The 23,105-nt window shown below is 33.5% G+C and carries 28 protein-coding genes; all 28 read right to left on the reverse strand.

Translation table 11 applies throughout. The features are described 5' to 3' along the window. Window positions 1–85: 85 nt before the first annotated feature. Entirely contained in the window at window positions 86–871 is a 786-nt protein-coding gene (locus A3M9_RS0103025) for a M23 family metallopeptidase (RefSeq protein ID WP_027307889.1), read from the reverse strand. A 90-nt stretch (window positions 872–961) separates the two neighbouring features. Continuing rightward, window positions 962–2,032, reverse strand: a complete 1,071-nt coding sequence (gene spoIID / locus A3M9_RS0103030) for a stage II sporulation protein D (RefSeq protein WP_027307890.1) — start codon at window positions 2,030–2,032, stop codon at window positions 962–964. Between the two features lie 236 nt (window positions 2,033–2,268). Then, on the reverse strand, window positions 2,269–3,522 hold the full coding sequence (murA, locus tag A3M9_RS0103035; RefSeq protein ID WP_027307891.1) for a UDP-N-acetylglucosamine 1-carboxyvinyltransferase: 1,254 nt from the start codon (window positions 3,520–3,522) through the stop codon (window positions 2,269–2,271). 18 nt (window positions 3,523–3,540) lie between these two features. Beyond that, complete coding sequence (locus tag A3M9_RS14100; protein ID WP_027307892.1) at window positions 3,541–4,230, reverse strand: YwmB family TATA-box binding protein; 690 nt, start codon at window positions 4,228–4,230, stop codon at window positions 3,541–3,543. 63 nt (window positions 4,231–4,293) lie between these two features. After that, window positions 4,294–4,704 (reverse strand): ATP synthase F1 subunit epsilon, encoded by a 411-nt coding sequence (atpC, locus tag A3M9_RS0103045; RefSeq protein ID WP_027307893.1) that lies wholly within the window; start codon window positions 4,702–4,704, stop codon window positions 4,294–4,296. Window positions 4,705–4,715: 11 nt separating this feature from the next. Further along, window positions 4,716–6,110 (reverse strand): F0F1 ATP synthase subunit beta, encoded by a 1,395-nt coding sequence (gene atpD, locus A3M9_RS0103050; RefSeq protein WP_027307894.1) that lies wholly within the window; start codon window positions 6,108–6,110, stop codon window positions 4,716–4,718. 10 nt (window positions 6,111–6,120) lie between these two features. Continuing rightward, window positions 6,121–6,966: an ATP synthase F1 subunit gamma gene (atpG, locus tag A3M9_RS0103055; protein ID WP_027307895.1), complete on the reverse strand. Its 846-nt coding sequence runs from the start codon at window positions 6,964–6,966 to the stop codon at window positions 6,121–6,123. Window positions 6,967–6,989: 23 nt separating this feature from the next. Then, window positions 6,990–8,495: a F0F1 ATP synthase subunit alpha gene (atpA, locus tag A3M9_RS0103060; protein WP_027307896.1), complete on the reverse strand. Its 1,506-nt coding sequence runs from the start codon at window positions 8,493–8,495 to the stop codon at window positions 6,990–6,992. After that, complete coding sequence (gene atpH, locus A3M9_RS0103065) at window positions 8,492–9,043, reverse strand: ATP synthase F1 subunit delta (protein ID WP_027307897.1); 552 nt, start codon at window positions 9,041–9,043, stop codon at window positions 8,492–8,494. The genes atpA and atpH overlap by 4 nt, the downstream gene beginning before the upstream one ends. A 1-nt stretch (window position 9,044) precedes the next feature. Next, window positions 9,045–9,524 carry a F0F1 ATP synthase subunit B gene (locus tag A3M9_RS0103070; protein ID WP_027307898.1) on the reverse strand — a complete coding sequence of 160 codons (480 nt, stop codon included), beginning with the start codon at window positions 9,522–9,524 and terminating at the stop codon, window positions 9,045–9,047. A gap of 136 nt (window positions 9,525–9,660) precedes the next feature. Then, window positions 9,661–9,906 carry an ATP synthase F0 subunit C gene (atpE, locus tag A3M9_RS0103075; RefSeq protein WP_027307899.1) on the reverse strand — a complete coding sequence of 82 codons (246 nt, stop codon included), beginning with the start codon at window positions 9,904–9,906 and terminating at the stop codon, window positions 9,661–9,663. 23 nt (window positions 9,907–9,929) lie between these two features. Further along, on the reverse strand, window positions 9,930–10,631 hold the full coding sequence (locus A3M9_RS0103080) for a F0F1 ATP synthase subunit A (RefSeq protein ID WP_027307900.1): 702 nt from the start codon (window positions 10,629–10,631) through the stop codon (window positions 9,930–9,932). Next, on the reverse strand, window positions 10,618–11,004 hold the full coding sequence (locus A3M9_RS0103085) for an ATP synthase subunit I (protein WP_027307901.1): 387 nt from the start codon (window positions 11,002–11,004) through the stop codon (window positions 10,618–10,620). Before A3M9_RS0103085 ends, A3M9_RS0103080 begins: the two co-directional genes overlap by 14 nt. 429 nt (window positions 11,005–11,433) lie before the next feature. After that, entirely contained in the window at window positions 11,434–12,585 is a 1,152-nt protein-coding gene (gene wecB, locus A3M9_RS0103090) for a non-hydrolyzing UDP-N-acetylglucosamine 2-epimerase (RefSeq protein WP_027307902.1), read from the reverse strand. A gap of 4 nt (window positions 12,586–12,589) precedes the next feature. Then, a complete protein-coding gene (locus A3M9_RS0103095; protein ID WP_027307903.1) occupies window positions 12,590–13,615 on the reverse strand; it encodes an MraY family glycosyltransferase in 1,026 nt (341 codons plus the stop codon). A 493-nt stretch (window positions 13,616–14,108) separates the two neighbouring features. Beyond that, the gene (locus A3M9_RS0103100) at window positions 14,109–14,552 is read right to left on the reverse strand and encodes a cytidine/deoxycytidylate deaminase family protein (RefSeq protein ID WP_027307904.1); all 444 of its coding nucleotides are present in this window, start codon (window positions 14,550–14,552) and stop codon (window positions 14,109–14,111) included. 8 nt (window positions 14,553–14,560) lie between these two features. Continuing rightward, window positions 14,561–15,193: a uracil phosphoribosyltransferase gene (gene upp, locus A3M9_RS0103105; protein ID WP_027307905.1), complete on the reverse strand. Its 633-nt coding sequence runs from the start codon at window positions 15,191–15,193 to the stop codon at window positions 14,561–14,563. Window positions 15,194–15,212: 19 nt separating this feature from the next. After that, window positions 15,213–15,662, reverse strand: coding sequence for a ribose 5-phosphate isomerase B (gene rpiB, locus A3M9_RS0103110; RefSeq protein WP_027307906.1), 450 nt, complete (start codon window positions 15,660–15,662; stop codon window positions 15,213–15,215). A gap of 76 nt (window positions 15,663–15,738) precedes the next feature. After that, on the reverse strand, window positions 15,739–16,185 hold the full coding sequence (locus tag A3M9_RS0103115) for a low molecular weight protein arginine phosphatase (protein ID WP_027307907.1): 447 nt from the start codon (window positions 16,183–16,185) through the stop codon (window positions 15,739–15,741). A 9-nt stretch (window positions 16,186–16,194) separates the two neighbouring features. After that, window positions 16,195–17,238 (reverse strand): L-threonylcarbamoyladenylate synthase, encoded by a 1,044-nt coding sequence (locus A3M9_RS0103120; protein WP_027307908.1) that lies wholly within the window; start codon window positions 17,236–17,238, stop codon window positions 16,195–16,197. Window positions 17,239–17,252: 14 nt separating this feature from the next. Beyond that, window positions 17,253–17,984 (reverse strand): ZIP family metal transporter, encoded by a 732-nt coding sequence (locus A3M9_RS0103125; protein ID WP_035165728.1) that lies wholly within the window; start codon window positions 17,982–17,984, stop codon window positions 17,253–17,255. 34 nt (window positions 17,985–18,018) lie between these two features. Then, on the reverse strand, window positions 18,019–18,627 hold the full coding sequence (locus A3M9_RS0103130) for a hypothetical protein (protein ID WP_027307910.1): 609 nt from the start codon (window positions 18,625–18,627) through the stop codon (window positions 18,019–18,021). Window positions 18,628–18,649: 22 nt separating this feature from the next. After that, on the reverse strand, window positions 18,650–19,027 hold the full coding sequence (locus tag A3M9_RS0103135) for a hypothetical protein (RefSeq protein ID WP_143290219.1): 378 nt from the start codon (window positions 19,025–19,027) through the stop codon (window positions 18,650–18,652). Between the two features lie 44 nt (window positions 19,028–19,071). Continuing rightward, entirely contained in the window at window positions 19,072–20,145 is a 1,074-nt protein-coding gene (prfA, locus tag A3M9_RS0103140; RefSeq protein ID WP_027307912.1) for a peptide chain release factor 1, read from the reverse strand. A gap of 85 nt (window positions 20,146–20,230) precedes the next feature. Next, window positions 20,231–20,743, reverse strand: a complete 513-nt coding sequence (locus A3M9_RS0103145) for a chromate transporter (RefSeq protein ID WP_027307913.1) — start codon at window positions 20,741–20,743, stop codon at window positions 20,231–20,233. Continuing rightward, on the reverse strand, window positions 20,733–21,263 hold the full coding sequence (locus A3M9_RS0103150; protein WP_035165730.1) for a chromate transporter: 531 nt from the start codon (window positions 21,261–21,263) through the stop codon (window positions 20,733–20,735). Before A3M9_RS0103150 ends, A3M9_RS0103145 begins: the two co-directional genes overlap by 11 nt. 1 nt (window position 21,264) lies before the next feature. Continuing rightward, window positions 21,265–22,107, reverse strand: a complete 843-nt coding sequence (gene prmC, locus A3M9_RS0103155) for a peptide chain release factor N(5)-glutamine methyltransferase (protein ID WP_027307915.1) — start codon at window positions 22,105–22,107, stop codon at window positions 21,265–21,267. A gap of 1 nt (window position 22,108) precedes the next feature. After that, window positions 22,109–22,999, reverse strand: coding sequence for a DUF1385 domain-containing protein (locus A3M9_RS0103160; RefSeq protein WP_035165754.1), 891 nt, complete (start codon window positions 22,997–22,999; stop codon window positions 22,109–22,111). Between the last annotated feature and the right edge of the window lie 106 nt (window positions 23,000–23,105).

A 23,105-nucleotide genomic window follows, 5' to 3' on the forward strand; every position in this document is an offset into this window, starting at 1 on the left:
AATATGTAAAATTTTAGTCTTTTATAATAATTTTTTTAAAATAAGGATGCAAACCTTTAGGTTTGCAACCTTATTTTTTATTAATTTACTTTAGAAATTTTTGTGGATCTACTGGTACATATTCACTACCATTTTTCTTTAGAAGCATAAAGTGTAGATGACTTCCTTCAATTGCAACGGATTCTCTAACAGAAGTATCTCCAACAACTCCTATAACTTGACCTTTAGTAACCTTTTGGCCCTCTTTAACCTTTAAGTCCTCAGCAAGATTACAATAAACTGTTTGATATCCATTACCGTGATCAACAACAACTGTTACACCAAATCCTGTTTTGTTGATTGTATTAACTATCTTGTCATCCTTAAATATCTTTAAAACTTTTCCATCAGCAGCAGCCTTTACTTCTGTTCCTAAATCTGCTTCAATATCAATTCCTTCGTGAGTTTCCCATTGGTTTAATGTTTTATTAAATAGAGGTTTAGTATCATCAAAGGGTTTTACTATTTGTCCCTCTATTGGTTTGTTAAGTTTGAAGGAAACTACTGAACTTTGCTGTGATTTCTTTGTTGAAGTTGAATTATTAGTGCTGTTTTGAGGATTATTACTTGTTGTTTGCTTTGGTAAATTTGAAGCAGGAACAGTCTTGTTCTTTGTCTTTTCTTCGATTAGTGTTGGTTCATTGTTAGGTTGTGTTGTCTTCTTTTCTTCAGTAAGCTTTGAATCACCTAACTTATTGGATATATTCCTTTCGTTGTTCCTTGTAATAAACACTGCTGCTACGGCTACTATACAAAGACAGATAAATAAAATTACATAGAAACTGTCTTTGTTAAAGAATTTTGATTTTTTGAAAATGTTTTTTTCTCCCACTATCAACACCTCCATTAGTATTTTCTCCAGTTTGTGACATTTTATACATAAGAATAAAAAAGCATCTTACATTTAGTAAGATGCTCTTAATTACTGTTTTTTATTCACCAATTCATCAATTTTTTTAATTTCTATTCCCTTATAATAATGCTTTAGTATCTCATCATATTTTTTACCTCTTTTAGCCATTTCATTTGCTCCCCACTGGCTCATCCCTACCCCGTGACCATAGCCCTTTACATTAAATGTAACATTTTTACTGTCAATATTTATAGTAAAAGAAGCCGACTTTAAACCCATAGCCCACCTTATGTCTATTCCTGAAAATGTTTTATTTCCTATTTTTATTGTTTTAACCCTATCTCCCTCTGTCCATTCAAGTATTTTTATTTGCTTTGCTAAATTATTACTGCTAATACTTACATCAGGATTTAATTCTTTTATTCTTCTTATAAACTCCTGCTTCTTCATAACAACCTTTGATGAAAAACTTGGTGTTCCCTCCTCATAGGGACTTTCAACACTCACCAAGTATGGTTCTTGGTATCCAAAAACATATATGCTGTTTTCAGTCTTACCATTGCTTGTAGAATGATATTTTATATGTCTTGCAACCTCATTGTTATATGTTATTACCATCCCTTTAGTCTCTAAAACTGCCTGCGTTAATTTATTCCAATATTCATTTGCCATAGAGGCTGGCCAATTTCTAAATCTCTCCTCCTTTGTAACATAAGCTTGACAGTGAACAGTACTACATACATCAGCACCGCTATGTTTTGCACAGCCCGAACCACCATTTTGAATTAAATTGGCAAAGGCAAAGGTTCTTGCTGCAATGGCTTGTGCCTTTAGAGCCTCTATATCAAAGGCTGCAGGCATTTCTGCTGCTACAACACCTCTTATGTAGTCCTCTAGCTCTAATTCAACTATTTTGTTCTGTCCTTCAATAAAAACCTTTATTTTTATTGATTTATCACTTTTTTCCTCCTTTAGCTTGTCCTCAACCTGTGGCTTTTTTAGCGGTTCTGGTACAAATTGCTGAATCTTTGATATGTAATAGGGTAATTTTGTATCCTCTCTAACACCTCCAGAAATGATTAGGGGTATACCTATCATTAAAAATAAAATAAATAAAAAAAAGCCTGTTACCCTTTTCACTTAATCCCCCCTCGTAAAGTTCTACTACAATTTTATTTCACTATTCTTCTATTTATTCCTAAACAACAAAAGGTGCCATTACAGCATCTCAAATTGTTAAAAAAACACTCGTTAGCCAAAGTATGAAAAAGCCCTATAAAAGATTTCAATGGGCTCTTTCAAATGAACAAATGCCAGATAAATCCTTTATGGGGGGTACAATGCCAAAAAACAAAAGGTGCCATTACGGCACCTTCCTACACCCTTTCAATTTCTGCCCCTATAGACTTCATCTTGCCTACAATATCAACATAGCCCCTATCTAAATGTTGAATATCTCCAATTGTTGTCACACCATCTGCTACAAGTCCTGCTAAAATCAAACAAGCTCCTGCTCTTAAATCTGTTGCTCTAACATCTGCTCCAGTTAGTTTTTTAACCCCTTCAATAACAGCACTTCTACCATCTATTTTTATATTTGCTCCCATTCTCTTAAGTTCAGTTACGTGCATAAACCTATTTTCAAATACTGTTTCAGTTACAATAGATGTTCCTTCAACAGTACATAAATATGCCATAAATTGTGCCTGCATATCTGTGGGGAATCCTGGGTAAGGTAAAGTTTTAATATCAACTGGTTTAGGATTATCTGTTCCTATAACCCTAACTCCTCCTGGAACATCTAATACCTTTACTCCACATTCCTCAAGCTTTGCTATAATAGGTCTTATATGCTCTACAATTACATTTTCAATTATTAAATCACTTCTTGTAATTGCAGCTGCTACCATATAGGTTCCAGCTTCTATTCTGTCTGGTATAGGCTGATGGATTGTCCCCTTTAATTCCTTCACACCCTGAATTCTTATTGTGTCAGTTCCAGCTCCTAAAATATTTGCTCCCATTCTGTTTAAAAAATTAGCAAGATCAACTATCTCTGGTTCCTCTGCTGCATTTTCAATTACTGTTTCTCCCTCTGCTAAAACAGCTGCCATCATTATGTTTTCTGTTGCACCAACTGATGGAAAGTCTAAATAGATTTTGTTCCCCTTAAGTTTTTTACACTCCGCCTCCACATATCCGTGTCCAATATTTATATCTGCACCAAGAAGTGAAAAACCCTTTAGATGTAAATCTATAGGCCTACTTCCAATATTACATCCTCCTGGCATTGAAATTCTTGCTTTTCCATATTTTGATAGTATTGGACCTAAAACTAAAAAAGATGCCCTCATCTTTTTTACAAGTTCATAGGGAGGTTCTAATGTTTTTAAAGAACCATCCTTAACTTCTATTATACCTTTATTAATATCCATATTGATATTTACACCCAAAGAGTCAAGTACACTACACATTACTTTAACATCATCAAGATTTGGTACATCATCTATAACACATCTCTCGTGGCATAAAATAGATGCAGCAATAATAGGGAGCACCGAGTTTTTTGCCGAACTTATTTTTACTGTTCCTCTTAATTTGTTATTTCCTTTTACAACAATCCTTTCCATCATATATTCCTCCAAAAATTAATACTCTTCAAATATAAGTGGACTGCCAATCCAAATATATGTGCATTTATTTAAATCACTATATCTTAAGGCTATGTTTAAGTTTATATACCTATCTTCACACTTCTTTCTCTCCTCTAAAGTTGGTAAAAAAGCAGATACGCTAACCAAGTTTTCATTTTCAATCCCATCTACAAAAATAGCCCTTTTACTCTTTAATATTTCAATTGCCTTTTCCTTCATCTGTGCTGTTGTTAATCTTCCATTAAACCTTCCTACAACCAGTATTGAAAATTTAGGTATTGCTCTATGTCTTATAAAGTTAATAAAAATAGTCTGCTTAATATTATTTATATTCACATTATGTGCATTTTGTGAAACTGTTAAGGAAGCATAAATTTTATTCTCTACATCCCTTAATCTTACTGTTATGTAACCGCTTGGTATGATTGCATTAAGAAGAAATTCTTCATCTGTTTGTGTATATTCATAGGATATGACATCAAAACCACTGATTAGCTCTTTTGATAACAAATATTTATCATTATAACCTGATAGAAAACTACTTCCCTCTAACTGTATATTTATTGTTTCACCACCTGCTTCATAACAAGCATCAATAATGTCTGAATAAATTTTATTTTGATAATTCCAAAATGAAAAAATCAGAATGATTAAAACTAATAATAAACAAAACCACTTTTTCATTTTAACACCCTCCCCTTTTTATAAAAGAGTATGTCCATGAAAAAGTGGTTTTATTCAAATTTTCTATTTTTTGTTCATTATATCACTTGCCTTCAATCTTGCCGTTGCCTTCATAAGCTTTAATTTTGCCTTAAGATAATCAATATTTTCATCCTTTGCCTGAAGCTTTTTCCTTGCTCTATCAAGCTCTTCCTCTGCCCTTTCTCTATCTATTTCCTCCGGCCACTCTGCTGCATCTGCCATTATTATTGCCTCATTATCTATAAATTCGATAAAACCTCCTGCAATAACAGCATACTTATTAAAGCCATTTTGTGTAATCTTTATAACATCAGGTAAAAGTGCGGCAACATAGGGGGTGTGGTTTGCAAGAAACTGCATTTTCCCAACAAGGCTACTTACAATTAACGAATCTACTTCTCCTTTAAAAAATCTTCTATCTGGTGTAACAATCTCCAGGCTAAATTTAGCCATAACATCACCTCTTATACCTCATATCCTAATGCCTTTGCCTTTTCAACAACCTCATCTATAGTTCCAACCATAAAGAAGGCTGCTTCTGGAATATTATCGTATTTTCCATCAAGTATCTCTTTAAATCCTCTTACTGTTTCCTTTACAGGTACATATTTACCTTTTATACCTGTAAATTGTTCTGCTACTGAGAAGGGTTGTGATAAAAATCTTTGAACCTTTCTTGCCCTTGATACAACAAGCTTATCCTCCTCAGACAGTTCATCTATCCCAAGTATTGCAATTATATCCTGAAGCTCCTTATATCTTTGAAGAATATTTTTTACCCTCTGTGCTGTTTCATAGTGTTCCTCACCAACTATTCTTGGATCAAGTATTCTTGATGTTGAATCAAGTGGGTCAACTGCTGGATAAATACCAAGCTCTGCTATTGACCTTGATAAAACTGTCGTTGCATCAAGGTGTGTAAAAGTTGTTGCAGGTGCTGGGTCTGTTAAGTCATCTGCAGGAACATATACTGCCTGAACAGATGTAATTGAACCGTGCTTTGTAGATGTAATTCTCTCCTGAAGTGCACCCATCTCTGTTGCAAGAGTAGGCTGATATCCAACTGCTGATGGAATTCTTCCAAGCAATGCTGAAACCTCTGAACCTGCCTGTGAAAATCTAAATATATTATCTATGAATAAAAGCACATCTTGACCTTTATCTCTAAAATATTCTGCCATTGTAAGCCCTGTTAGAGCAACCCTCATTCTTGCTCCAGGTGGTTCATTCATCTGTCCAAACACAAGAACTGTATTATCTATAACCTTTGATTCCTTCATTTCATTATAAAGGTCGTTACCTTCTCTTGTTCTCTCTCCAACTCCTGTAAATACAGAAAGTCCTCCGTGCTGTTTTGCTATGTTATTTATAAGCTCCTGTATTAAAACTGTCTTTCCTACTCCTGCACCACCAAATAGACCAATCTTTCCACCCTTTTGATATGGTGCAAGAAGATCTATAACCTTAATACCTGTTTCAAACATCTCTGGTTGAACAGATTGTTCTTCAAAACTTGGTGGTGTTCTATGAATTGAGTAGTATTCCTCTGCCTCTACGTCTCCTAAATTGTCTATAGGCTTTCCTAAAACATTAAATAATCTACCCAATGTCTTATCACCAACAGGTACTGATATAGGTGCATTAGTATCCTCTGCCATAGCACCACGTACAAGTCCATCAGTTGAATCCATAGCAATAGCTCTTACCGTATCATCTCCAATATGCTGCATAACCTCTGCAACAAGCTCTTTTCCATTGTTATCTATTTTTATTGCATTATATATACTTGGTAAATGGCCTTCTTCAAACCTTATATCAACAACAGGTCCAATTACCTGTACAACCTTTCCCTTACTCACACTATCCCTCCTACTCCTTCAATGCTTCTGCACCACTTACAATCTCTGTTATCTCCTGAGTTATGCTGCTCTGTCTTAATCGATTATACATTGTTTGCAGCTTATTCAATAACTCCTGTGCATTCTTAGTTGCACTATCCATAGCATTCATCCTCATTGCATATTCACTCGCAATACTTGTTAAAATAGCATAGTAGAGCATATTGTTAAGATACTTTGGAAAAATATAATCTAAAACCCTACTGGCTCTTGGTTCAAACTCAAATTCCCTGTTTACCTTATCCTTTGGCTTTTCAAGTGGAAGAAGTTTTAAAACCTCCACCTCTTGTTTAACAGGCGAATAAAACTTAGTATAAATAAGTTTTACACTTCTAACCTCGCCATTTTTATAGGAGTCTATTGCGTGTTTCATAATATCTACAGCATCCCAATAAACAGGATAATCGCCAACCTCTACATACTCTGCAATAGTATCATATCCCCTTCTTACAAAAAAGCTCCTTGCCTTTTCCCCAACAGTTAATAGCTTAACCTTTTTACCCTCCATATCTTCTAGGGCTCTTTTTATAACATTTGCATTATAGCTGCCACATAGCCCCGAATCAGAAGTTATAATTATATATAAATCCGTATCAACCTTATTTTTATTAAAATATATACTTGACTCTGCATCTTGACTTAATGCTAATGTCTTTATGACCTCATTGAATTTATTTATATATGGCTCATTCTTTTCAGCCCTTGCTCTAACCTTTTTAAATTTTGATGTTGCAACAAGCCCCATTGCCTTTGTAATCTTTTGAGTATTCTGTACTGACTTTATTCTTCTTTTTAAGTCAATTAGCCCTCCTGCCATAAAAACACCTCCAGAAGGGTATATTATTTAAAATTACCCTTAAATTCGTTAATAGCATCCTCTAACATCTTCTTAATTTCATCTGTTAATTCCTTTTTCTCAACAATTGCATTTAAAACTTCTCTCTTATGAGTTTTTAGAAAATCTAAATATTCCTTTTCAAATCTTCTAACATCTTCAACTTTAATATCATTTAAATAATTATTTATTGCTGCATATAAAATAGCTATCTGTTCTTCAACAGGCATAGGTGAATACTGCTCCTGCTTTAGGATTTCTACAAGTCTTTGTCCCTTCTCAATTCGTGCCCTTGATTCCTTATCAAGGTCTGAACCAAACTGTGCAAATGCTGCAAGCTCTCTATATTGTGCAAGCTCAATTCTTAGCATACCTGCAACCTGCTTCATAGCTTTAATTTGTGCAGAACCTCCAACACGTGAAACTGATATACCAGGGTTTATAGCAGGTCTTACCCCTGCAAAGAAAAGGTCTGTTTCAAGGAATATCTGTCCATCAGTAATGGAAATTACGTTTGTTGGAATATATGCAGTAACATCACCTGCTAAGGTTTCAATTATAGGAAGAGCAGTCATAGAACCTCCTCCTAATTCATCCGAAAGCTTTGCAGCCCTCTCTAAAAGTCTTGAATGTAAATAGAATACATCCCCTGGATAAGCTTCACGTCCTGGTGGTCTTCTTAATAGTAGTGACATAGTTCTATATGCCACCGCGTGCTTTGATAAATCATCGTAAATTATCAAAACGTGTTTTCCATTGTACATAAACTCTTCCCCCATAGCACAACCTGCATATGGAGCTAAAAATTGTAGTGGTGCTGTATCAGATGCAGAAGCTGATACAACTATTGTATAGTCCATTGCACCTGCCTGTTGTAATGTGTTAACTATATGGGCAACTGTTGACTGTTTTTGTCCTATTGCAACATAAATACATATTACGTCCTTACCCTTTTGGTTTATAATCGCATCTATTGCAATTGCTGTTTTACCTGTTTGTCTATCTCCTATAATAAGTTCTCTTTGTCCTTTACCTATTGGAACCATTGAATCTATCGCCTTTATACCTGTCTGCATAGGCTCTTTTACCGATTTTCTTTCTATAACTCCTGGAGCTTGTGTCTCAACTGGTCTTGTTTTTGTTGTCTTTATTGGGCCTTTCCCATCTATTGGTTCACCCAATGCATTTACTACCCTTCCTATTAAAGCTTCTCCAACAGGAACTTCAACTACCTTTCCTGTTCTTTTTACTATATCTCCCTCTTTTATCCCCTGCTGATTTCCAAATAGAACTGCACCTACATTTGACTCCTCAAGATTTAGTGCCATACCATATACTCCATTTGGGAACTCTAAAAGTTCTCCTGACATACAGTTATTTAAACCATAGATTCTTGCAATATCATCTCCAATTTGAACTATCGTGCCTGTATCCTCTATTTCAAATTTGTTTTCATATTCCTCAAGCTGCCTTTTTAATATTCTTGTTATTTCATCAGGTCTTATGCTCATATTATCACCTCATCCTTCTTTAGAAGTTGCTTCTTTATCCTCTCAAGCCTTCCCTTTACTGTCTCATCTATTGTTTCATCTGATACCTTAAGATATACTCCTCCAATTAAGGACTCATCAACAATATTCTCTATCTCAATATCACAATTATACTTTCTCTTAAGTTTACTTCTCAAAGCTTCTATTTCTTCATCATTTAATTTTATGGCTGTTTTTACAAGTGCAAACTTTACTCCAATATGTTCATAATACCTATATTTAAACTCCTCATTAACAAGGAATATATCCTCTATTCTATCGTGGGTTATAAGAAGAATTATTGTTCTTATTAGTTCATCTGGTGTTTTACCCTTTAATGAACTGTTTATTATATTTATCTTCTCATCATCCTTTATCTCTGGATGTACTAAAAACTCATAAAACTGACTATTTTCCTTTAGAAGTTTGCAAAAATTATCAAGATCCTCAACACATTCCTTTAAATTTCCTGTTACTTTTGCCTCTTCTAAAAGTGCCTCAGCATACTTTGCCGCAACTATTTCATGCATATTATGCACCTACCCTATTTATAAATTCCCTAATTAGTGCATGATGTTTTTCTTCATCAAGTTCCCTTTCAATTGCCTTTGCAGCAGCTAAAAGCGATAAAGATACAATCTGCTTTTTAATTTCATCCTGTGCCCTTTCCATTTCAAGTTCTGCATCTTCTCTTGCCCTCTGCCTTATAAAATCTGCCTCTTTTTTTGCTGCCTCAACAATCTCATCGTGAATGCTTTGGGCTTTAATTTTATATTCCTCAACTATTTTTCTTCCCTCTTCATTTAACTCCTTAAGCTTTTCTTCATATTGTTTTTTAAGCTCTTCTGCTTCCTTCTTTTTATTTACCGATGTTTTAATATTATTTTCAATTGTATTTGTTCTGTTTTCCATAAAGGTTGTGACTGGTATAAAAAGCTTTTTCTTAAGATATATATATAAAATAACAACATTAAATATTGTTATTAAAACTGTCGCTAACTTTATCTCCATACTTTCACCTCCAAAGGCTATAAATTAAGGTTCACCCTTTTGTTTCTATACATAAGTTTTGGTTAGCCCCACGAAGTATTGAATATAAATTACTTTCGTGGGGCTAATTTAAATTTAAGAAATAGTCCTTTTAAATTTATACTAACTTAACAATTATAAGTAGTATTGCAACAAGCAATCCATAAATTGCTGTTGCTTCTGAGAAGGCTGAACCTATGATTAGTGTACTAACTATATCATTTTTAGCCTCTGGTTGTCTTGAAACTGCTTCTACTGCCTTGCCTGTAGCAATTCCTGTACCTATTCCTGCACCAAGTCCTGCAAGTGCAGCAATACCTGCTCCTATTGCTGAAAGTCCTAATATAAATGCTTTTGGATCCATTGTAGTCATTATAATCTCCTCCTTTAATGTTCTGATGTAGTTTTTATAAAAATCATTGTTAGCATAACAAATATAAACATCTGTATTGTTCCATCAAATAAATCAAAGTATATATGAAATGGTATTGGTAAAAAGGCTGCAAATACAGGAACCTTAAGGTGAAGTGAATAGCTTAAAAATTCCAATCCTTCATATAGAAGTTCCATCATAATAACTGCAGCAGTTATATTACCAAATAATCTTAGACTCAAAGAAACAGGTACAACCAATCTCTCTATTATGTTTAAAGGAAGCATAAACCAAAATGGTTTTGCATATCCCTTAAAGTACCCTAATATCCCACTGTGAACTATAGCATTTACCTGTATTAGCACAAAGGATATAAGTGCTAAACCAAGTGCTACACTATAATCTGCAGTAGGAGGCCTAAAACCTGTTAAGCCAAATAAATTTAAAAACAAAAGATAAATCATCAGTGTTCCAAAAAAGGGTGCAAAACCTTTGTATTCATCTCCCATACTCCCCTTTACAAGGGAATTTATTTTTTCCACAACTGTTTCTACAAAAATTTGTTTGCCCCTTGGAACTGTCTTTAAGTCTCTTACTAAAAATGGAACTATCAGCATTATAAAGGCTATAACTATCCACTGTGCTATAACTGAAAAATATATGGGTATATTTAATCCTAAAAGTCTTAATGTAAAAATCGCTTCACTCTTTCCCATATTGTCCCTCCCTTCTACAGTCTAATAATGCACCTATTTTTATAGATATATTTATTGTTAAAAACCCTAAAAAGAGTATAAAAACGTTATAACCATCCTTAACTGCACTTGCTAAAATTAACGCTATTAAAATTATTCTCATCGTAAAAAATATAAACTGAATAATCTTAGAGTGATTAACTTTTCTTGTTATTATGTAATTTGTACCTAGTGACAATAGAATAAAATTAAATATCCCAATAATATATCCTAAAAAATATGATAAAGCGTAATTTGCATTAAAAACTAATATTGACAACATTAATAACAAAAATATGTTAAGGGAAAATTTAAGCCTTTTTAAAATAAAGCTAAATATAAAATAATCAACCATAAAACACCACCAAAAATGTCTTTTATCTTAGTTTCTAAAGTTTTATATTTTTAATACATACAAATTATATTGTATTTTAACGATATTCTAATTCATTAATATATAATACTCCTATCAAGTTATAGTGTCAATCAAAGATATAGATATTTAAATTTTATAACTTGTCAGAAATTTTAGTTAAAAAGGCCGGTACCAAAATTTCGTTTTTGGTACCGGCCTACATCCACCCTGATAAGGTAACTGTCTGCCTTACAATCTAAGACTACCCGACCTCCAGATTTGGCTGTCAGTTAGCCCTAACATTGAATATTTTAACACTTATCCGATAAAATTCAACACATTTTTATGTTAAAATAACGTAAATTAGACTAATTAGTCTAATTTACGTTTTATATTTCTTTATTTATCTAACTATAACTATGAATTTTATTATTTATTAGCTCTAAATTCATCAGGTCTTTTATTAGTTTCTCCAAAATAGTATAATATAGCATCTACTATTCTTCTTGACGCCTGACCATCTCCATAAGGATTTACTGCATTAGCCATAGCCTTATATGCCCTTTGATCTTTAATTAATATTTCTGCCTCTTTATATACATTCTCCTCATCAGTTCCTATTACCTTTACAGTTCCAGCCTCAACTGCCTCAGGACGTTCTGTAACATCCCTTAATACAAGTACAGGCTTTCCAAGGTGTGGTGCTTCTTCTTGTAATCCTCCTGAATCTGTCATTACCATATAGCATCTATTCATTAAGTTATGGGTTTCCTTAGTATCAAGTGGTGGAAGAAGATGTACTCCCTCTACACCATCTAATATACTATATACTGTTTCTCTAACAACTGGATTTAGATGTACAAGATAAACAATCTCGACATCATCATTATTTTCAACTATTCTCTTAAAGGCTCTACATATATTTTGGAGAGGCTCACCCCAATTTTCACGCCTATGAGCTGTAACCATTATCACCTTTTTATTCGTAAAATCTATATTATTTAAAACTTCATTTTCAAATACATATTCATCACTAACTGTCTCCTCTAATGCATCTATTACTGTATTACCCGTAATGAATATAGATTCTTCCTTTACACCTTCATTTAATAGATTTTGCTTTGAAGTAGGTGTTGGTGCAAAATGAATATCTGAAAGTGCACCTGTTAACTTTCTATTTATCTCCTCTGGGAATGGGAAATATTTATCAAAGGTTCTAAGTCCTGCTTCAACGTGTCCTATTTTTATCTTGTTATAGAAGGCTGCAAGGCTTCCTGCAAAGGTAGTTGTTGTATCACCGTGAACTAAAACTATATCTGGTTTTACTTCCTTAAAAAGCTCATCAAGTCCTTCAAGAACACCTGTTGTAATTGATGTTAATGTTTGTCTATCCTTCATTATATTTAAATCATAATCCGGTTTTATTTCAAACAAATCTAATACCTGATCAAGCATTTGTCTATGCTGTGCTGTTACACAAACAATTGACTTGATATTTTCTCTTTTTTCAAGCTCCTTTACAAGTGGTGCCATTTTTATTGCCTCAGGTCTTGTTCCAAAAATAGTCATTACCTTTAACATTTAATCACCTCTTTGTTCTTTTTAAAATTCCTAATTCTGTTGCAAAGGCCAATACTAAAGTACATACAATCATCAATATTAAATAGGACTTTTTTGTTGAAACTGACATTGCTATAATAGATGTTATTCCAAAAATTCCACTAACTATATATAAAATTATAGCAACTTGTTTCTGTGTATAGCCTAATGCTAAAAGTCTATGGTGAAGATGTCCCTTATCCGCCTCCATAATAGGCCTATTGTTTATTTTTCTTCTTATCATAGCAAATAAAGTATCATATATAGGGAGCCCAAGTGCCAATATTGGTACTGCCACAGCAACTGCTGTTGCTGACTTTATTGCCCCTTGTATTGATATTGCTGCAAGGGTAAAACCTAAAAACTGCGAACCTGTATCTCCCATAAATATACTTGCTGGATTGAAGTTGTAGTATAAAAATCCTATACACGCACCTGATAATATTATTGACAAAATACCCACTGTCATTCTACCACTTATAATTGATACTCCAAATAATGATAAGGCGGAAATCGTACAAACGCCACAAGCAAGACCATCTAATCCATCAATTAAATTAACAGCATTAGTCATACCAACAACCCATAAAATAGTTATTGGAGTTCCTAACCATCCTATATAAAAGGAGCCTGTTCCAGGTAGGAAGGGTATTGTTATGTAATTTATTTTTATTCCATACAATATTAAAACAATAGCAGCAATTATCTGAAATAAAAGCTTTGTCTTTGGTTTTAACTCCTTTATGTCATCTACTATACCCATAGCTACTATAATTGCTGCACCTGCTAATATACCATCAAAATTAGATTTAAAACCTATGTAATATAAAGAATAAATTAAAAAGGATGTAAAAATAGCAAGTCCCCCAAGCCTTGGAATAGGCTTTTTATGCAGGCGTCTTTCATCTTTCGGTACATCTATTGCTCCTAATTTATATGCAAGCTTTTTTACCAATGGTGTTAATAAAAAGGATGTTAAAGCTGGAAAAAAGAACATATAAAAATACTTCATTTTACTACACCTCATTTTTTTTAAATACCATAAACATTTTACCATAAAATTATAAAAAAAATAATTAAAAATAAATGAACTTTATAGATTAGAGCATCTTTTTATAAAATTTATATATTTTATTTTTTCCAATCCCTATATTTATAAATCAAAATAGCCCACAAATAATGCATTGTAGATCAGAATGTTGAAAAAGTTATATCTTAATTAGCCCCATGAAGGATTTCTTGGGCATTCGTTCATTTCGCCAAGCAATTCTAAGCTTTTCTTTGTTTAAAAAAGTCCTACCCTCGCGATGCCATCGTCCTGATGGCCGCTCGGCTCGGCACGTCCTGTGCCGAATTACGGACTTTTTTAAATTCGAAAAGCAAGAATTGCTAAAGCTCATGAAAGAGCCTATCGAAATCCTTTCATGGGGCTTTTTCATACTTTAACTAACAAATGAGTTTGTCAACAATATAAGCCCACAAATAATACATTGTGGGCTTTTTCACTATATAGTAAACCTTACAATTTCAACTCCAGATTCCTTTATCATCTCAAGTGACAGTTCATCTGGATAGTCTCCCGAGAATACAATCTTTTTTATTCCTGATGCAATTATCTGCTTTGCACATATAATGCAAGGCTGTGCAGTAACATAAATAGTTGCTCCCTCTATTGATATTCCATACTTTGCAGCCTGTATTATAGCATTCTGCTCTGCGTGTAGTGCTCTGCATAGTTCGTGCCTTTGCCCTGATGGAATGTTAAGTTCTTGCCTTAGACATCCAATATCAAGGCAGTGCTTCATCTTAGGCGGAACACCGTTATATCCTGTTGTAAGAATTCTATTGTCCTTAACTATAACAGCTCCTACCTGTCTTCTAAGGCAGGTTGAACGCTTCTTTATTGTATGGGCAATCTCCATAAAATATTCATCCCAGCTTGGTCTCATTGCTACACCTACTTCGTACCAAATATTCTATCACCAGCATCTCCAAGTCCTGGAACAATATATCCGTGGTCATTTAGATATTCATCTACGTGTGCAACGTATATCTCAATATCTGGATGAGCCTCAAGAACTGCCTTTATTCCCTCTGGTGCTGCAATTAAACACATAAGCTTAATATTCTTTGCTCCCTTATCCTTTAAAAGCTTTATAGCATCTGCAGCAGAACCACCTGTTGCAAGCATTGGATCTGTAACTATTATTTCTCTCTCCTCAATATCACTTGGAAGCTTGCAGTAATATTCTACTGGCTTTAAAGTTTCAGGGTCACGATAAAGTCCAATATGCCCAACCTTTGCAGCTGGAACTAATTTAAGCATTCCATCTACCATTCCAAGTCCTGCTCTTAATATAGGAACTATTGCAACCTTCTTACCAGTTAGCATCTTTGCCTTTGTTTTACATATAGGTGTTTCAATTTCAACCTCTTCAAGTTGAAAATTTCTTGTAACTTCATAACCCATAAGCATTGATATTTCTTCTAAAAGTTCTCTAAAATCCTTAGAACCCGTATTTACATCCCTCATAATTGATAATTTGTGTTGAATTAGCGGATGATCAATAACAATAACTCTCTTATCCATAATATCCTCCTCATATTATTTATTTTGAATATTTCTTTTCAATTTCTGCTATCTTGTCTATTCTTCTTTGATGTCTTCCACCTTCAAATTCAGCCTCAAGATAAGCATCAACTATATCAAGTGCAAGTCCAATTCCTGTTATTCTTTCACCAAGTGCCAATATATTTGCATTATTGTGCTGTCTTGCTGCCTTTGCACTGAATGTATCTGTACAGTGGGCTGCCCTAATTCCTGGAACCTTGTTTGCTGCTATTGATATTCCAATACCTGTTCCACAAACTAATATTCCGCAGTCATATTCACCCTTCACTATTGATTCTGCAACCTTTTCTGCAAAATCAGGATAGTCACAGGATTCTATTGAATAGCATCCAAAATCCTTATATTCTATTCCCTTCTTCTCTAAATGTTCTAAAATAGCCTGTTTTAAATTGTATCCTCCGTGATCACATCCTAAAGCTATCTTCATAGGTATTCCTCCTTTATATAATTTGTAAGTTAACCTTTTTATTTAACAAAAAAGGAAAGTAAAAGGCTAAAAAGCCTTAACTTTCCTTTAATTTACTGAATAGAATATCTATGGCTTGTTTAATTTCATTAGCACAAGCCCTATAAGTGTCAATATCTCCACCAAATGGGTCTACAATATCTCCACTTACTCCAATATACTCTAAAAGAGTGAAAACTTTATTAGAAAAGGATGGATAGTATGAAAGTATTGTATCTTTGTGTGCTCTTGTCATAGTTAAAATAAGGTCTGAATTTTCTAAAAGTTCGTATGTAAGCTGCCTTGAGAGATGGTTTCTTATATCTATTCCCATCTCCTCCATAGCCAGTAGGGCATTTAAAGAGCAGGATGCACCATTTGTTGCATAGATTCCAGCGGATGAGATATCCATATCTAAATTCAATTCCTGTGCTCTCTTTTTAGCTATTCCTTCAGCCATACAACTTCTACAAGTATTGCCTGTGCACACAAATAGTAGCTTCATACTTACCTCCTATAGATTTATAACATTATATGATGCAGCCTTTTTCATTCTATTCATTATAGCAAGTCCTAATCCGTCCTCTTCAAAACCTTCTGCATATATATAATCTACATCTATTTTATCAAATTCCCTCAATGTGTCAAATAGATTTGCAGCAATAAGTCCTAATTTTTTTCTACTTCCTACAGAAATAATATAGCCACCCCTATACAAATCCTTTGTCTCATCTGTAGCAAGAACTCCAACAAGCTTACCCTTTGACTTCATTTCATCTATTTTCATATTTATATAATCAACAGTTCTTTCTATTCTTCCTGTTATTATTGTCATTTCAGCCTTTGGAGCATAATGTCTATACTTCATTCCTGGGGACTTTGGTTTTAGATTTTCATCTGGCTTTGTTAAAATTGCAGGATCAATATCTACATTAAGCCCAATTTCCTCAAGCATATCCTTTGTTACAGCACCCGGTCTTAATATTGTAACCTTTTCATCTAAAACCTCAACTACCGTTGACTCAAGGCCAAATTCACATTTATCTCCACCAATTATCATATCAACCTTTCCCATTAAGTCGTCAATTGTATGTTCTATTGTGGTTGGACTTGGCCTTCCTGATATATTGGCACTTGGTGCTGCAATCGGAACCCCTGCATACTCTATCAGCTTTCTTGCAACCTTATTAGAGGGCATTCTAATTGCAACACTATCTAAGTTTGCAGTAACAAGCATAGGTATCCTGCTGCTCTTTTTTACAACTATTGTTATTGGTCCTGGCCAAAAATTTTCCATTATTTTTTTTGCATTTTCTTGTATATTTTCTACATATTCTGATATATCAAAATCTGCAACGTGAACTATAAGCGGATTGTCCTGTGGTCTTCCCTTTGCCTTAAATATTTTCCTGCAGGCCTCTTCATCAAGTGCATTGGCCCCAAGCCCATATACTGTCTCTGTCGGGAAAACAACAAGACCTCCCCTTTTTATAACCTCTGCCGCCTCTTTTATCTTTTCATCACTATGTTCATCCACATAATAAACCTTTGTATCCAACCTCTTCGCCTCCATTAGATTATATTAATCAATATAAAACCTATTATAAATCCAATTATAATTGAAAGAGTTGAAAACAGTCCTCTATAATTTTCTTTACTTTCAGGTATTAGTTCTCCACAAACAATGTAGAGCATTGTTCCCGACGCAAATCCTAATGATGCCGCAATAAAGCTCTTTTGTATCTCACCAATATAGGCACCAATATAGGCACCTATCGCAGTAGGGAGTGCTGTTATTGCAGTAAATAAAATTATTTTTAGTTTAGATAATCTCGAACTTAAAAGCGGAGCTGCAACTGCTGCACCCTCTGGTATATCGTGAAGTGCTATTACAAAGGCAATCTTATACCCTAAAATGCTACTTCCTCTAAAACCTGAACCTATCGCGAGCCCTTCTGGAAAATTATGGGCAGCAAGTCCAAGGGCAAGAAGCAGTGCAACTTTAATACCTTTACCATATTTTTTTACGAAATTACTATAGGGCAAAAATATATCAAGAAGTGAAATAAATATGACTCCAAATATTATTCCAATTAAAACTACCTCTAAATCTGCCATAAGTATTGCCTCTGGTATTAAATCAAAGGTAACAACAGAGAGCATAAGCCCTCCAGCTATACCCATAACAGCAGATAAAACCATATTATTCGTTTTTCTAAAGAGTACTGTTAATGCACCTCCAAGGGATGTTCCCACCATACAGCAAAATGTAGCAAATAGGGTTATATACAATCTTGATTCCATAAAACCTCTCCTTTTTGATTTTCTCCTTTTAAGTTTATGAGAGGTTATATTCGTCTATAACTAATTTTATGTATTTTATAGCCCTATCGGTAAAGTGGGCTCTATAGCAGGTCTTATATAGCTTATATAAATAAAAATATTTTTTAGCTCCTCCATTTTTAATTATATAGCAATAAAATTTTTCTCTATCATAAAAATGTGATGCCTCTTTGTAGCACTTTAAATAGTCATTATGATTTAATGCATACTGCTTATCAAATAGAATTAATGATTTTGAACGTTTCATTTTATCAATTAAAATTATTATTTGAAAATCATCATATTTTTCTACAACATCAACAAACAATATATTATCTAAGGGAATGTTAACCACCCTACTAAAGAGCTTTTGCACCTTAACTCTGTCTTGTTTAAATATTATATCAAAGGTTGAATCCACATACATCCTAAACATATAGACTATAAACAAAAACTCTATTATATATAAATTTGCATATATAAGTGTTCTCTCTAAACCTATAAAATAGCCTTGATCATCAAGAACCTTTACAAGATAGAGCATTACTATCATTATAGTTATTGAAAAAAATATACTTCTTTTAAACTTTGCCCTTTCCTTTGCAAGTTTCTTTTTTATCTTCACTGTACCACCCCTTTAATGCAAGTCATTCCCCTTTATTTAGATTTTTAAACATATCATTTAAAATATTACGTCCATTTTTGGTGGTAAGTATATAAAAGTTTCCTAATTTTGTTTTAACTTGAGTTAAGAAGTTGGATTGTGCAATTCCTATATAGTCTTCTATATATACCCTTTTTCTTAAAAACAGTCCTTTAAAGTTTATTCCTTTACTATCTATACTAACTTCAATGCAAAAGCTTCTTAAATAAAAGAGCAATATAAATATATCAAATCCTATATTTATATAGTTCACATAGGTATAGCTTTTTTTATAGAGCACCAAAAGATATGAAAAAATTATAGATAAAACAAACAAAGGAAAAATTAAATACAGTGGTCTGTTGGCAATATAGCGTTTCATAATTTCACCCCCAGCTAAAAATTTGGGCATGCTAAGTAGCATGCCTATTCTCCTGCTGCCTTTAATTTTTCTGCTTGGTCGTTTGTGATAAGTGCATCTATCATTTCATCAATTTCTCCATCTAAGAATGCATCAAATTTATATATTGTAAGCCCAATTCTATGGTCTGTAATTCTGCTTTGTGGGAAGTTGTATGTCCTTATCTTTTCACTTCTGTCTCCAGAACCTACTTGGCTCTTTCTCTCTTCAGCAATTTGGCTCTGCTGCTTTTGAAGTTCTATTTCATAAAGCCTTGCTCTTAAAACCTTCATTGCCTTTTCTCTATTTTTAATCTGGGACTTTTCATCTTGGCACGTTACAACAATACCTGTTGGAAGGTGAGTTATTCTAACTGCTGAGTCTGTTGTATTAACATTTTGTCCACCGTGACCTGATGAACGATAAACGTCAACCCTTAAGTCGTTTGGATTGATTTCAACCTCAACATCCTCAACTTCTGGTAAAACTGCAACTGTTGCAGTTGATGTGTGTATTCTTCCTCCTGACTCTGTTTGAGGAACTCTTTGAACACGGTGAACTCCACTTTCATATTTTAATCTGCTGTAGGCACCCTGTCCCTTTATCATAAATATAACTTCCTTATATCCACCTATTCCTGTTTCATTAGCTGACATAACCTCTACTTTAAAGTTATGTCTTTCAGCATATCTTGTGTACATTCTAAATAGGTCTCCTGCAAATAATGCAGCCTCTTCACCACCTGCACCTGCCCTTATTTCTACGATAACGTTTTTATCATCATTTGGGTCCTTTGGAAGAAGTAAAATCTTAAGTTCCTTTTCAGTTTCTACAACCTTCTCCTCAAGTTCCTTTATCTCTTCCTTAACAAGTTGTTCCATTTCATCGTCAAGTCCGCCCTCCTGGAGCATCTCCTTATCTTCCTTAAGTCTCCTTTGAATGTCCTTATATTCCCTATACTTTAATACAATTGGTTCCATTGAACTGTGTTCTTTACATAATTTTTGAAAAAGAGTATTATCTGCAATAACCTCCGGGTCTGCTATCTTCTTTGAAAGCTCTTCATATTTTTCTTCAATAAAATCCAATTTATGCAACATAGTTATCACTCCATACTTTAGTTTAATTTACAATATACCTATCTTATTTTAGCAATGAATTTACATTGTTGCAACAAAAATATTATTAAAAAAGAATTATACCAAGCAAACCACAGATAATTAATACTAATATTGTATCTAATTTAAAATACATAAGTAAAAGCAAAGATAAAATATATATAAAACCATCCTTAATACCTATAACATTGCTTTTAAATATTGAAAAGGAAGCATATATTAAAAGTCCAAGGACTGCAGGCCTTATTCCATTAAAGGCCCTCTTTACACCTTCCCTTTCATAAAACCTCTTTAGAAAGGCTGCAATAATTAAAATCATTATAAAGGAGGGAGAAACCACTCCAAGTGTTGCCATTACACTTCCAAATACACCAGCCATTTTATACCCTATAAAGGTTGCAGAATTTATTGCAATAGGGCCTGGAGTCATTTGAGATATAGCAAGTATATCTGAAAACTCCTTCATAGTTAAAAATCCTCTTCCTATAAACTCCCTCTCAATAAAGGGAAGCATTGCATAGCCCCCACCTATTGAAAAGGCTCCAATTTTAAAAAAAATTAAAAAGAGCCTAAATGCCATCCTTCTCACCCCTTATCAATATGCCTAAAATGGCAGATGATAAAATTATAATAATCGGATCAACCTTTAAAAACATAAGTATAATAGTAAGAACAGTTATTATGTAATAATACCATTTATACTTTTTTGTCTTTCCTATTTTAAATGCTGAATAAAAAATAAGTGCTGCAACTGCAGGCCCTGCTCCTTGAAAAAACTTTTTTACATATTTATAGTCTAAAAAGTTTGTAAGAAAGGCTGCAATAAATATAATAGATAAAAAGGAAGGAAGAATACATCCAAGTGCTGCAAATACTGCCCCTAAAAATCCCCTTAATCTATATCCTATATAAACAGACATATTAACCGCAAGGGCACCGGGAGTAGATTGGGAAACTGCAAGTATATCAAGGAACTCTTCCTTTTCTATCCATTTCTTTTTTTCAACAACCTCCTCTTGTATAAGAGGAACCATTGCATAACCTCCTCCTAATGTAAAGGCCCCTATTTTTGCAAAGGATATAAAAAGCTGAAGTAACATTCTACCCCCTCCTTGCAAGTATTACTCTATCTAAACCTGCCAAATCCTTTATACATTCAATATCTTTATAGTCCTTTGAAAGAATATTAAAAAGCTCCTCCCTTTGGTCAAAGCCTATCTCAAAGGCAATTAGTCCATCTCTTTTTAAATATTTTAATGCCTCCTTAGCAATCCTTCTATAAAATATTAGCCCATCCTCTCCACCAGATAAAGCCTCATAGGGTTCATAGTCTTTAACATCTGTCATAAGAGTTGGAATTACTTCGTCCCTTATATAAGGAGGATTTGAAACTATTATATCAACCCTTCCTTCTAATTCCTTATTAAGATTTTCAAAAATATCACTCCTTATTACTTGTACCCTATCCTCTACTCCAAGTCTTTTGGCGTTTATCTTTGTAACCTTAATAGGTATATCCATTAAATCAAGTGCAAAAACTCTACTACCTTTAATCTCCTTTGCTAATGTTACAGAAATTGCACCACTTCCACATCCTACATCTGCTATTACAGGTTTTTCATATTCTCCACTTCTTTTTATAACCTCCTCAACAAGTATCTCTGTATCTGGACGCGGTATTAAAACTCCCTTTTCAACATAGAATTCATATCCATAGAATTCCTTTTTGTTTATTATGTAAGCAACTGGCTCTCCTTTTTTTCTCCTCTCTACATACTCTTTGTACCTTTCTAAAACCTCATTATCTAATATATCATCTCTATGAATTATTAAATAAAGCCTATCCTTTTTTAGTAAACTACTCAAAAGAACCTCAGCATCAAGCTGAGGTGTATCTGAACTTATATTTTGTATTCCATATCTTATTGCCTCTAAAATAGTCATATTATTCCTCCCCTATGGCAGCCTTTAATGCAGCAATTGCCACCTCTATTTGTTTTTCATCCGGCTCTCTTGTTGTAAGTCTTTGAAGCATAAGCCCTGGATATGCAAGAGCTCTTGAAAGCCCTGTGTTTGATTTTCCAAGCCACTTTATTATCTCATAGGATATACCTGCAACAACAGGTATTAATAATATTCTTGATATAATTCTTACCATTATATTAGGCCAACCAAAAAAACTAAATATAAATATACTAATCAGCATAACTATTAAAAGAAAGTTTGTTCCACACCTTGGATGAAGTGTTGAAAACTTAGATACATTCTCAACAGTAAGAGGTAATCCTGCCTCATAGCAGAATACGCTTTTATGTTCTGCACCGTGATATTCAAAAACCCTTCTTATATCCTCCATTTTGCTTATTAAATATATATATACAAGGAAAATTATTAACCTTAAAAATCCCTCAAACAGATTGATATAAACGTTATTTTGTATTTTTGATTTGAAAAAGTTTGCTGCAAAAGTAGGTAAAAGTACAAATAAAAATATTGCAAAGGCAAAGGATGTAAAAAAAGTTAGGCTCATTATTATATTTTCCGATTTACCTTCAAATTTTTCATCAAGATACCTTTCAAACCTACTTTTCTCATCTTCATCCTCATAAAATGATGCTGAATACTGCAAAATTTTAATACCAACTATTAAAGATTCTATCATAGCAGCAGCCCCACGAATAAAGGGAAGAGATAGTATTTTATATTTTTTATATAAAGGCTCTATATTTTCAACACTAACCTCTATCTCACCATCAGGCTTTCTTACTGCAACTGCCATTTTATCCTGTGCCCTCATCATTACACCTTCAATAACTGCTTGTCCACCAACCTGCATCTTATACCTCCAAATTTCTAACTTAATTTTTATAAATTTCAAAATAAAATCCTTATATATATTTATATCAAACATCACTATAAATGTCCATAAAACAAAACAAAAT

The sequence above is a fragment of the Caloramator sp. ALD01 genome (genome assembly GCF_000472625.1).
GTDB classification, from domain to species: Bacteria; Bacillota; Clostridia; order Clostridiales; family Caloramatoraceae; genus Thermobrachium; species Thermobrachium proteoclasticum.